The organism is Vicinamibacteria bacterium, from assembly GCA_035620555.1.
Taxonomy (GTDB): Bacteria; Acidobacteriota; Vicinamibacteria; order Marinacidobacterales; family SMYC01; genus DASPGQ01.
Genome location: DASPGQ010000031.1, coordinates 1 through 12581 on the forward strand (window position 1 = coordinate 1; position 12581 = coordinate 12581).

9 protein-coding genes are annotated in these 12581 nt (G+C 63.3%); 4 read left to right on the forward strand and 5 right to left on the reverse strand.

What is annotated here, in order from left to right; all coding sequences use genetic code 11:
- Window positions 1–699 (reverse strand): carboxypeptidase-like regulatory domain-containing protein (locus VEK15_01125; GenBank protein HXV59265.1); only part of this gene is annotated, 699 nt, incomplete at its 3' end.
- Window positions 700–868: 169 nt separating this feature from the next.
- Between VEK15_01125 and VEK15_01130 the strand changes: the two genes are divergently transcribed.
- The 3 genes from VEK15_01130 to VEK15_01140 all read left to right on the forward strand — a co-directional run bounded on the left by VEK15_01130 (window position 869) and on the right by VEK15_01140 (window position 4711).
- Entirely contained in the window at window positions 869–1447 is a 579-nt protein-coding gene (locus VEK15_01130; protein ID HXV59266.1) for an ECF-type sigma factor, read from the forward strand.
- A complete protein-coding gene (locus tag VEK15_01135; protein ID HXV59267.1) occupies window positions 1444–4245 on the forward strand; it encodes a protein kinase in 2802 nt (933 codons plus the stop codon). The genes VEK15_01130 and VEK15_01135 overlap by 4 nt, the downstream gene beginning before the upstream one ends.
- Window positions 4246–4372: 127 nt before the next feature.
- Complete coding sequence (locus tag VEK15_01140; protein ID HXV59268.1) at window positions 4373–4711, forward strand: DUF433 domain-containing protein; 339 nt, start codon at window positions 4373–4375, stop codon at window positions 4709–4711.
- Here the strand turns inward: VEK15_01140 and VEK15_01145 are convergent.
- The 3 genes from VEK15_01145 to VEK15_01155 all read right to left on the reverse strand — a co-directional run bounded on the left by VEK15_01145 (window position 4680) and on the right by VEK15_01155 (window position 9665).
- A complete protein-coding gene (locus VEK15_01145) occupies window positions 4680–5108 on the reverse strand; it encodes a hypothetical protein (GenBank protein HXV59269.1) in 429 nt (142 codons plus the stop codon). The genes VEK15_01140 and VEK15_01145 overlap by 32 nt on opposite strands.
- 121 nt (window positions 5109–5229) lie before the next feature.
- A complete protein-coding gene (locus VEK15_01150; GenBank protein HXV59270.1) occupies window positions 5230–7974 on the reverse strand; it encodes a protein kinase in 2745 nt (914 codons plus the stop codon).
- The gene (locus tag VEK15_01155) at window positions 7971–9665 is read right to left on the reverse strand and encodes a chondroitinase-B domain-containing protein (GenBank protein HXV59271.1); all 1695 of its coding nucleotides are present in this window, start codon (window positions 9663–9665) and stop codon (window positions 7971–7973) included. The genes VEK15_01150 and VEK15_01155 overlap by 4 nt, the downstream gene beginning before the upstream one ends.
- Before the next feature lie 440 nt (window positions 9666–10105).
- Between VEK15_01155 and VEK15_01160 the strand changes: the two genes are divergently transcribed.
- On the forward strand, window positions 10106–12325 hold the full coding sequence (locus VEK15_01160) for a protein kinase (GenBank protein HXV59272.1): 2220 nt from the start codon (window positions 10106–10108) through the stop codon (window positions 12323–12325).
- 23 nt (window positions 12326–12348) lie between these two features.
- Here VEK15_01160 and VEK15_01165 read toward each other — a convergent pair.
- On the reverse strand, window positions 12349–12581 hold a 233-nt coding region (locus VEK15_01165; protein ID HXV59273.1), incomplete at its 5' end, for a sigma factor-like helix-turn-helix DNA-binding protein.

Here is a 12581-nt window from a genome sequence, read left to right on the forward strand (position 1 = left end):
GCCGCCGGTTCGTCCCATCTCGGCGTCATAGGTGTTCGCCTGGATTTTGACCTCTTCCACGGACTCGAGGCTCGGGATGATCACGGCTCGATTGGTGAGGTCCGTGATCGCCACGCCGTCGAGGGTGTAGTTGTTGGCACGGTTCGGACCGCCGGCGATTGACAATGAGGCATTGGCGCTCTGATCCTGCATGCGCTGGAACACCGGGTTCCCGGTGGGGACGACGTTGGGCGTGGTGATCGCGAGGAAGAAGGGATTTCGTGCCGGCGTCGGGAGGATCTTCATCTCTTCGCTTTCGAGGGACGAGCTCCGTGAGGCGGTCGCGGTCTCGAGCAAGGGAGCTTCACCGGTGACGGTGATCGATTCCTCGATGTCGCCGATCACGAGCTCGACGTCGAGCACGACGAATCGCTGGACCCCGATCTCGATGTCGGTGTGCTGGAACGGTCGAAATCCGGCGAGCTCTACGTGCAGGGTGTAGATTCCCGGCTGTACCGACTGGAACGAGTACTGGCCCACGTCATTGGTGAGCGTCGTGCGGGTCGCATTGGTGCCCTCGTCGACGAGCGTGACGGCAACCCCGGGGATGATTCCCGTGCTGTCCCGGACAGCGCCGCGCACACCGCCCTGATACGTCTGGGCGAGGCTCTCGATGGTGGTGACAACTAACGCCAAGAAAAGGGCTTGTGCGATTTTCATCGTTCGTGTTCTCCCGGCCGGGGCCGACCACGATCCTTGCGGTTGGAACCGCGTCCGCCTTAGAATCGCCCTCGTACGTCGAGAGTGAAGGCGCCATCGAGTCGTGGCCGGCCCCTAGTGGAATAGGCGCAAGACGGGCTCGAGCCGACTCATGGCGTGAGGGGCGCCCGTGGAAGCTTCGAAGGGTCGAGGGGTTACCGAGCTTCTCCATGCCTGGAAAGGCGGGAGCGACGAGGCGCTCGACGACCTCGTTCCCATCGTTTACGGCGAGATTCATCGGCTGGCTCGCAATCATCTGCGGCACGAGCGCCACGCTCACACGCTTCAGCCCACCGCGCTGACGAACGAAGCATTTGTGCGTTTGTTTGGCTATCGCGAGGTCGGCTGGCAGGACAGGGCGCATTTCTTCGCCGTTGCCGCACAGGTCATGCGGCGGATTCTGGTCGATCATGCGCGCAAACGCCGGGCCGCCAAACGGGGCGCGGCGGCGGCCCGGGTCACGCTCGATGAGGCGCACGGGGGTGTGGCGCCAGTCGATGTCGACGTCCTCGCGCTCCATGAAGCGCTCGAGCGGCTCGAGGCGCTCGATCCCCGGCAGTGCCGCATCGTCGAGCTCCGATACTTCGGAGGCTTGAGTGTCGAGGAGACGGCGAGCGTTCTCGACACGTCGCGCGCGACCGTGACCCGCGACTGGAACGTGGCAAGGCTTTGGCTTCGCCGGGAGCTCGAAGGAGACACGCGTCCGTGACGCCCGAACGGTGGGCCGAGATCAAAGAGCTCGCCGCAGCGGCCCTGGAGCTCCCGCCCGAGGGGCGCGCCGGTTTCCTCGAAAGAGCCTGTCCCGACCCGTCCGTCCGGAAAGAAGTCGAATCTCTTCTTGCGTTCGAAAAAGACAGCTATCTCGAAACCACGACCCTTTCGAGTGCACGTGGCGGTGACGCTCTCGCTACCGGAACCTCGCTCGACGCGTACGAGATCGTCTCCGCCATCGGTGCCGGCGCCATGGGAGACGTGTATCGCGCCCGAGACACGAAGCTCGAACGGGATGTGGCCATCAAAGTCCTTCCGAAAGAGTTCGCCCGAGTCGGTGAGCGTCTCGAGCGTTTCGAGCGCGAAGCCCGGTTGCTCGCTTCGTTGAACCATCGCGGCATCGCCACCCTCCACGGGCTCGAACGTTACGGTGAAACACGCTATCTGGTAATGGAGCTCGTGGAAGGGGAGACGCTCGAAGAGAGAATCGAAAAAGGCCCGCTCGCGGTGGACGAGGCGCTCGCGCTCGCGAAGCAGATTGCCGAAGCGCTCGAATCGGCCCACATGCGTGGAGTCATCCATCGGGATCTGAAGCCCGCCAACATCAAGATCACGCCCGACGGCCAGGTGAAGGTTCTGGACTTCGGACTGGCGAAAGCGCTCGATGACGATCCGATCGACGCGTCGGCGAGCACCGGGACCCGCGCCGGCACGATTCTCGGAACGGCGGCCTACATGAGCCCCGAGCAAGCGCGCGCACAATTCGTCGACACCCGCACCGACATCTGGGCTTTCGGCTGCGTCGTCTACGAGATGCTCACCGGCCACCGAGCGTTTCCCGCCGAAGCAGTTCCCGACATCTTTGCCGCGGTCGTCGGAGAGGAGCCCGACTGGAACGCGTTGCCGTTACCAACGCCTATCCGGGTGAAAGACATGCTCCGCCGGTGTCTGCGAAAAGACGCTTTCACGCGATTGCGGGATATCGGTGACGCCCGCATCGAGATCGACGACGCATGGAACGAGCCGCTCGCATCGGAGAAAGCGCCGGTGCGCCGCCCGCTCCCGCTCGCTCTCGTGGTGCCCGCGCTCGTGACGGTCGTTGCGCTCAGCCTGTTCGTCTGGACCCTCATGCACTCGGGCGCAAGTCCCGGTCGCATCACGCGCGTGGTCGTACCGCTGGATCCCGCGGAGGTTCTCGCACGACACACCGAGCTTCCGTCGGTTGCGATTTCTCCGGACGGGCGATATGTCGCCTATGTCGCTGGAGAGTCGAACCTCTATCTGCGTTCGATGGACGAGGAGCGAGGGAAGCTCGTGAGCGGGACCGAAGAAATTGGAGCGCCTTTCTTCTCACCAGACGGCCGCTGGGTGGGGTTCTACTCGTCGGCGGATCGAAAGCTCGTGAAGGTCTCGGTCAGCGGCGGGGCGCCGGTGACGATCGCCGAGACCGGCACCGTCCTTGGGGCGAGCTTCGCCGCCGACGGCACGATCGTGTTCGCGCCCGACAAAACGATGGGACTTTCCCGCGTTGCCGCGGACGGTGCGGTCGAGATCCTAACCGAGCCCGACCGAGGGCGTGGAGAGAAGTCGCACCGGTTCCCCGAAATGCTGCCGGGCGACGAGGCGGTGTTGTTCACGCTGGGAACGGGCGACATCGCCTCCTGGGATGACGCGTCGATTGCGGTCCTCTCCCTCGACACGGGTGAGTACCGCGTAGTTCTAGAGAGAGGCATGCACCCCCGCTATAGCCCTACCGGGCACCTCGTCTACGCGCGAGCGGGTGATCTTTTTTCAGTACCGTTCGATCTCGATACCCTCGAGGTGACCGGTGCCCCGGAGCGCGCTCTTCGAGGCGTCATCACGAGCCCCGTTTCCGGGACCGCAGAATTCGCGCTTTCTCGAGAAGGCTCTCTCATCTACGCCGCCGGGAGCTCGTGGGAACAACACAGCCGAGTGGTATCGATCGATCGTCAAGGGCGTGAGGAACCTCTCATCGAGACCGTAGGCGCGTTTCAGAACGTTCGTTTGTCGCCTGATGGGCGGCAGCTCGCGCTCGAGATCGGAGGTGCGAACCAGGCACTGTGGACTTACGACCTATCGCGCACCACGATGACGCGGCTCGCCTACGGCTACGACAACCAGTACCCCATTTGGAGCATTGACGCGAAGCGCGTGACGTTCACTTCAAATCGCGGCGGCCAGAAGAATTTGTTCTCGCAGCGTGCCGACGGGAGTGACGATGCCGAGCGCCTCACCGAAAGCGATCAGCCGCAACAGGCGGGCTCGTGGTCCCCCGACGGCGCGACGCTCGCGTTCGAGGAGCAGCATTACCAGACGAATTGGGACCTGTGGTTGCTCTCGGCGGATGGAACGACGCGACCGTTCCTGCAGTCGCCCTTCGTGGAGCGGCACCCTGCATTCTCTCCCGACGGTCGTTTCGTCGCGTACGAATCAGACGAATCGGGTCGGCCCGAGATTCACGTGCGCTCGTTCCCGGATGGCGGCGAGAAGTGGCAAGTCTCGACCAACGGAGGCCACGATGCCGCGTGGGGCGCCGACGGCCGCGAGCTCTTCTATCGCAACGGCCAACAGTTTCTCGTCGTCGAGACCGACCTCTCGGGAGAGCTCGTGCTCGGAGAACCTGAGTTGCTGTTCGAGCGGACCACCGACGTCGTCGCCTACGATGTCATGCCGGATTCCGAGCGGTTCGTTGTGGCCGAAGCCAAAGAAGAAGTTCTCCCGACACGGCTGAACCTCGTTCTGAACTGGTCGCGAGAGCTAGAACGCTTGCGGTGATGAGTTCCGGTGGGAACACGTCATTATCGTCTGCGTTCGCGACGTCGACCAGGGATGAGACGTCACGGAACGAGCAAGGACTGCTCGGAAGCAAGGAGCCAAAAGCTAAGCTAGAATAAAAGAAGTCATGGCCACGACGATGGAAACCTGGGACAAGAAGCGTGGCTACGTGTACCCCCACATCCGGAAGGTCGAGGGCATATGTGCCGGTCGGCCTTGCATCGATGGGACGAGGGTGCGCGTGCTCGACATCGTCTTCCTGGAGAAAAGGGGCTACACCACTGAGCAAATGCTCGAGCAGTACCCTGACTTGAGCCAGGCACAGGTCTACGCGGCGCTCACCTACTATCACGACAACCGGGCAGAAATCGACGCGTATGTCGCGGAAGACGAAGCGTCGGAAGAAAGATTCGAGCGCGATAGGGCCGAGTTTCTCAGCAAACGCCGAGCCTCGACCCCGCGTTAGCGTGGCTGGTCGATTTCCCCTCTATACCGACAACGACGTCCGTGGCGACCTTGTGAAAGCTCTCCGACGAGCTGGCTGGGACGTTGTCCGAGGCGTCGATACACTCCCTGAGGCTGCTCTGGATTTCGAGCACTTCGAGAAAGCCTCCGAGCTCGGTCGCGTTTTCGTGACGAACGACCAGCCCTCGGTAGTCGTCGCCCACAGATGGATAGAAGAAGGCCGCCGTTTCAACGGAATGATCACCTGGCCACGAGCCCACTATGATCGCATGACCTTCGACGATATCGTTCGGAAGTTCGAGGAACTGGCTGCCAAAGATGAACCACTCGACCCCGACTATCCGATTGTTCGCTTCAAGCCAGACTAGCACCGTGTCGCTGCTCTCGAGTTCTTGCACGCGTCATCACGCACGTCGCTGAGCCGAGGCGACACCTGCACTTGCTATTGTTACATTGCTCCAACGCTGTAAGGGCTTTCTGTGACTTGAGGTCGCCGACGCTCGAACGCTGCCTTGAGCTCTAGTTGCTGGGAACCAGTCGCTTCAGCTCTTCGCCCCAGTTCTGGACGAGCACGAGCTCGGTCGGTGAGGTCTCTCGCTCAGGCTGTTTCTCTACCATTACGAAACGGCCGTCGGGCGCCAGGTCATAGAATTCGTACGCGCCTATATCCAAAAGAGTGCGCGGTTGTCCGAGCTCCAGCTCATTGCCGTCCGCATTCGCGATGTCGACCACCATCAATTTGTCCTCGTGAAAGTAGAAGATCTCACGCCCGTCCTGTCCCCAAAGAGCGCCTTCCCCCCCGCCGGTCGAGACTTGCCACTTGCGCGAAGGACCGCCAAAAGATCGTATGTAGACTTCGTAGCGACCGGTCTCATCGGATTCGTACGCGACCCAGCGCCCGTTGGGAGAGAACATGGTGAACCGCTCGCTGGCCTTCGTTTGGACGAAAGGCTCCGGTGCCGAGCTACCGCCTGGCGTCAACACCCATAGGTCGATTCCAGTCTCCGGATGGTACTCCTGGTAGATCAGGCTCTTTCCATCCGGCGAAAATGCGGGCCCTCCGTGAATGTGCTCGCTCGTCGTCAACCGCTCGGCTTCGATGCTGCCGTCGGATACCTGCGCGAAGATATTGAACGTGCCGCCACGGTTCGATGTGAACGCCAACCGGCTGCCATCGGGCGAGAATGCGGGCGACAGATTGTCGAACTCGCGCGTGAGCCGTCCCAATGTCCCGCGTTGGATGTCGTACACCCAGGTACTCACGTTGGCGCCGCTCATGACGAGGGCCAAGTAGCGACCGTCGGGAGAAATCCGGACGTCGCCGAACGACCGGGGTTCATCGATCAGGAGCTCACGATGACCTTCGCGGTCGACCCAGAAGACCCGGGGGAACGCGGTCGGTGCCTGGCCGGGTGCGTAGAGGAGCGTCCCGTCTCCTGACACGTCGAAGTCGGCTTTTCCCCCAGTGGGCGACATGTTCACGCCTTCGACGACGGGAACGGGACTGCCTCTCACTTCGAGCGCACCGAGATCGAAGGGCACCGCGAAGAGCTTGAACCCCCGCGCGTAGACCAGGTGCCCCGTGGGGCTGTAGCGCGCGCAGGTCCCTCCTTCGAGGACGACTTTGTATTCCCGGCTGTCGAGATCGAGGACGGCGATGGAGGCCTCGTCGAAGGAGAGAATATCCGCGCGGCCGAGCGTGAACAGAACCACCTTGCCTCCTGGTAGAACCTGAGGAAATTTGTGCATGGACTCGAGCTTCTCCCGAGGCGGCGTCGTGAGAACTTCGGAGGGGCCGCCGGTCTCGTGAATTCGCGTGAGCCCAAAGTTCTCCCGGTGGAAGAAGACGATGGAGCCGTCGGGCCCCCAGCTTCCACTCTTCCAGCCACCTTGGACCACCTTTACCGGTGCTCCGCCACCAAGCGACACCTTCATGATCCATTCGTCATCGACGGAATAGCCCAACCACTGGCCGTCCGATGAGAAGAACGGGCCTCCACCCCTGTCCGTTCCCTCGATGACTCGCGCTGCCAACTCATCCAGTCCCCGAAAGTAGATCCGGCTCGAGCCCTCTTTGCGGCCAACATAGGCCAAGGATCGTCCATCTCGAGAGAGGGCCACCGCGGGCGCGGTGGCATCCCAGAGTTCGACGCCCGGTTCGAGAGGGATGATCGAGCGAGTCACCGGCCTCGGCTCCGACCGGGTGACGTTCCAAACGAGAAGACCGATCGACACGAGCGCGGTCGTTACCGCGGCCGCGAGCCATCGCACACCCAAGGCGCCCCGCCTCTCGACGACGGGAACCTTCTCGAAGGGCTCCGCCAGGGCTTCTTCCATCTCGAGGCGGGCATCACCGATGTCCCGCAGCCGGCGCGCGGCCTCTCTTCGAAGACAGCGTCGGAGGAGCTCTCGGATCTTCCTCGGCGTCTGCTTCGGCAGCGACTCCCAGTCCGGCTCGGTCTTGACTACCGCGGCCAGGATGTCCGCGACGCTATCGCCCGGGAATGCCTTACGGCCCGTCAACATCTCGAAGAGAACACAACCAAAAGCCCAGATGTCGGTGCGCTTGTCGACGCTCTGGCCGCGAGCCTGCTCGGGACTCATGTAGGAAGCCGTGCCGAGGATCATGCCTGCGCTCGTCTCGCCACGGGCGATGGTCGGGGATTGCGACCCATCGACAGCAAGCCCTTCGTTTCCGAACGCTTTGGCGAGACCGAAATCGAGAACCTTGATCCGGCCCTCGGGCGTCAGCTTGATGTTGGCTGGCTTCAAATCCCGGTGAACGATGCCTTTGTCGTGGGCGGCCTCCAGTCCCTCCGCAACCTGGATCGCGAGCGCGACCGCCTCACCGACTTCGAGGGGACCCTTGGCGATGCGCTCGTCGAGGCTCTCGCCTTCCACCAGCTCCATTACGAGAACCGGCTGGCCGCTCGACTCCTCGAGACCATGCAGCGTGGCAATATTGGAGTGATTGAGCTGCGCCAGAAGCTTGGCCTCGCGCTCGAAGCGGCTCAACCGTTCGGGGTCGCGGACGAACTCCCGGGCAAGGACTTTGATAGCGACGTCGCGCCCGAGCTTCGAATCTCTGGCGCGATAAACCTCTCCCATCGCGCCTTTGCCGATGGGCTCCAGGATCTCGTAGTGAGCGAGTCTACGGCCGGCCTGCACAACTCGCGATGGTACGATGGCGCTCGGATCATCGGCAACGACGAACCGGAGGTGGCGTAGACCGGGACACGAGGTGTAGAAGACCGGTCCGATCACGGCGGGCCGATCGCGATCGTGAGCGACGCTCCCGACTCGACGACGAAGGCGTCACCAAGGGTGACGAGCGATCCGGCGCGCAGCGTTACCTCTCCGGAGATCGTCACCATGGGGCCGACGAACATCTCGTCGCATGCCTCTCGCATCTCGTTTGCCAGGGTTTCGTTCATGATCGTGACGAGCGGAATGGCGCACAGGTCGAAGTCGACGATACAGGACCGGTCGGACGTCATCCTCAGGATGGAGTCGGAACAGTCCGTGTCTCCGCCGACGCTGGCCAGCTCCGATCCGCCGTCTGGAACCAAGCTCAGGGAAACCACCGAGCCATCAACAAAGTCCTCGACACAGTCCGCTCCGCAGTCGATCCCCATCGGCTGACTTTCGACCGTTCCGGCCCCGGCGCCGGTCTTGGTGACGAGGAGACGCTTCAGAGTATCGCCTGCGACTCCGACGCCCCCGGCCATTGAGGAGTCGCACGGCCCGTCCCCATCGTACTCGAGAGCGCCGATATCGGTGAAGCCGTCGTCGCGAAGGTTCCGGCAATAGTCGTCGTAGACGTCGGAGAGAAATGTTCCCTGATCCACGAATGTGGTCCCGTCGACGAGGTCGAAATCGGCAGCCCCGGGATTGTCGAACCAGGCGGCAAACTGTGGATCGGTGACGTTCACCAGGTTCGCGGTCTGGTTCGAAGATCCTCCGTCCCGATTGCGGATGGCGCCGGATAAGAGGTTGTTGCTTACGTCGGCCGAGCTCGCGAGAAAACGCACGTCGATCCCCGTCGTGCGATAGAGCGTGTTGTTGTAGATACGCGTGTTCGTCGCCTCGTTCAAATAGATGCCGACATCGTCGGGACACTCGACGATGAGGTTGTTTCGCATGATGCCGTTGCTGTGCTCGGGAGTACAGGTGCTCTCCTCGCACACCGAGTCCGGAGCCGTGCCGCCGCCTCCGAAGGAAAGACCGAGGCGAATCCCGTCCGTGTGGTTCAGCTCGCAAATGACGAGGTTCCGCTCGAATCGACCGTCCTTCGAGTTTCCCTTCAAGAAGGCGGCGTAAGAGATCGTGTTCCCGAGACCCTTCCCGAAGTCGTGGATGGTGTTCCCCCGCACGACGTAGCGCCGTCCACCGACGACATCGATCGGCGTCACGGGGTTTGCGGTGTTGCGAACGGTCGTATTGTAGAGGTGGTTGAACTCGATGACGACGTCGTCGGGAAACTGCATCCCGCCTCCGGGATCGACTCCGTTGACCTTGATCATCGCGTTGTACTCGCGAATGCGGTTTTCGCGAATGTGGGTGAAATCGGCGGCCCCGAACACGTGAAACGCGTGCTCGCACGCGTCGTGGGTACTGCAAACGCCCTCGATCTCGAGATTCTCGAAGCGCCAATGGGGGGCGGAGACTTTGAACCCTTCGACCGCGTCGAACTCGATCAATGCCTGGCCGAGCGTGGCGGCACGGACGACGATCGGGTCCGCCTCGGTGCCGGGGGTATCGCACAAGAGGTTCTGCGAAATCGAATAGGTGCCTGCCGAAAGCGTGATCGTATCGCCCGGCGACGCGGCGTTGATGGCGGCGATGAGCTCGGCCGGACTCGAGACCGGAACGACCGCCGCATGGAGCCGCCACGGGATAACGGCGAACAGCAGGGCGAGAACGGCCAGCGCCGCCATTCGAACCCGAGACCCCAAGCGACCTTCTCCTGCACGAACGGCGGTCATAGTCCCTCTTCGATGAAAATCGGATGAAAACTCATTGTAACCCTCATTGAGCCCAGAGGGATGTTCCGGCTGCGATGCGAACAAAGTGACTGTGGATGACTCCGCATGATGAAAAGGACTCGCAAATCATCTCGGGTTCGGTTCGGAGCGTTCGTAGCTGGGTCTGGCGTACGTTTTCGCCGGACCGTCGCATCTAGGCCGAATGTCGTTGTCAGTGAGCTTGAACCCCAGTTCGCGAACTGGTAGATTTTCGACGTGACTCTCGCCGCGGGAACTCGCCTCGGCCCCTACGAAATCGTCTCAACCATCGGCAAGGGCGGGATGGGCGAGGTTTACCGGGCGCGCGACCCGCGGCTCGGGCGCGAGGTCGCGATCAAGGTCCTGCCCGACGAGATCGCGGATCGCGACGCCTGCGCCGCTTCGCGCAGGAGGCGCGCGCCGCCGGCGCGCTCAACCACCCAAACGTTCTCGCCGTCTACGACGTCGGTACGCACGACAGCACCCCGTACGTCGTTTCGGAGCTGCTCGAGGGCGATACCTTGCGGGCGCGCCTCGAGGGCGGGGCGCTGCCGGCGAGTCGGGCGCTCGACTACGCGTTACAGATCGTGCACGGCTTGTCGGCGGCGCACGACAAGAGTATCGTCCACCGCGACCTGAAGCCGGAGAACGTCTTCGTCACGAAGGACGAGCGCGTCAAGATCCTCGACTTCGGACTGGCCAAACTCACGCGTCCGGAGGACTCCGACCCGAGCGAGGAGCAGACCGTTACGGCGTCGGGAACGGTGCTCGGAACAGTGGGCTACATGTCGCCCGAGCAGGTGAGGGGCGTCGAGGTCGACCATCGCTCCGACCTCTTCTCGTTCGGGGCGGTGCTGTTCGAGATGCTTTCGGGGGAGCGCGCGTTCCGGCGCGACACCGCGGTGGAGACGATGAACGCGATCCTCAAGGAGGACGCCCCCACGCTCTCCGACGCTTCCAGCTCGCCGGGGCTTGCCAGCATCGTGGAACTGTGCCTCGACAAGAACCCCAGCCGGAGGTTCCAGTCGACTCACGACCTGGCCCTCGCTCTCGAATCCGCCTCGTCCCAGCCGCTACCTATGCTGGCGTCCGGTGCCGGGTCGACGCCCGGGAGCTGGACGCTCCGTCACAAGCGAGCGCTCTTGGCGGGACTGGCCGTGGTGGTGTCTGCGGTGGGCGCCTACTTCTACGGCGCTCGAGTCGACCCGCGTCCGCTCGTGCCAGAAGCCGTCACCTCGGTGGCCGTGTTGCCTTTCGAGAACACGGGTGGCGATCCCGACGTCGAGTACCTCGCCGACGGCGTGGCCGAGAGCCTGATCAACCGGCTCGCCCGGCTGTCGAGCCTGAAGGTGATGGCCCGCTCGACGAGCTTCCGCTTCAAGGGTGCCGACGTCGACCCGCGGCAGGCGGGTCGGGAGCTTGGGGTCGGGGCGGTGCTGACGGGACGGGTGTTGCTCCGGGGCGACACGCTGGTCATCGGCGCCGAGCTCGTCGACGTCGCCGAGGGCACTCAGATCTGGGGCGAGGGTTACGACCGCAGCGTGAACGACCTGCTCGCGGTCCAGGCCTCGATCGCCAGCGAGATCGCGAACCAATTGCGCGTGAAGCTCAGCGGGGACGAGAGACGCGAGTTGACCGGGGGCGAGACGAGGAGTGCGGAGGCCTACGACCTCTACCTCAAGGGCCTCTACCACTGGAATCATGTCGACCCCGTCGGCCTCAAGAACGCCGAGGACTACTTTAAGCGCGCCATTGAGGCGGACCCGGCCTACGCGCTGCCCCGCGTCGGCCTCGCGAACATCTACTCGACCATCGGCTACATGGCCATGGCCCCACCGCAGGTGATCTGGCCGATGGTCAAGGCCGAGGCCACGCGAGCGCTGGAGCTGGACGACCGTCTGGCCGCGGCACACGCGGCACTTGGCCACGCCGTCCTGTTCTACGACTGGGACTTTCCGGCGGCGAAGCGCTCGCTCGACCGGGCGCTGGAGCTCGACCCGGAGTACGCGCCCACGCACCACTGGCTCGCGCACTACTGGATGACCATGGGGGACATGGAGAAAGGGCTCGAGGAGAGCCGGCGTGCCGTCGAGCTCGCGCCGCTCGACATGCTGGTTCGCGGGCACGAGCTGTACTTCCTGGCCGCGACGAGGCGGCGCGACGAGCTGCTCGAGCGGCGCCGGCAAACGGCGGAAGTGAACGCCGACCACTGGGTCCTGTTCACGGCCCGGGGTCTCGCCTACCTGCTCGAGGGCAAGCTGCCCGAGGCGATCTCCGAGCTCGAGCGGGCCAACGCGCACTCAGGTGGAATCTCGCTGACGCTGATGGACCTGGGTTGCGCCTACGGCCGGGCCGGAGAGAGGGACAAAGCGCTCGCGACGATCGCCGAGCTCAACGATCGCGCGGCCCGGCAGCGCTACAGCGTCTCAGTCCAGACGGGTTTGATCTACGGAACGCTCGGCGACAAGGACCGGACTTTCGAGCTGCTCGAGATGGGGTTCGAGGAGCACAACCCGTTCCTGCTGTTCCTCGGCACCGACTGGTACTGGTTCGACGAGATTCGCGACGACCCCCGCTTCGCGGACCTGATCCGCCGCGTGGGGCTTCCGTAGCCTGGGTCAGAAGATACGACGGGTCAGGTTCGCTTCTGATCTGTGCACGCGCAGGAAGGTGTATTCCGCGACTCGAAATCGGCGATCCCTCGTCGCCGGTCCAGCTCGATATGACAACACTCGAGTAAGAGCTCTTTGAGCTTGCGGCGTCCGCGGGATACCCGAGACTTCATCGCTGACAGAGTCAGGCCCATCCGTTCGGCGGCATCTTTTTGAGTGGCCCCATTGAGTTCCGTGAGCGAGAGAGGAACGGCGT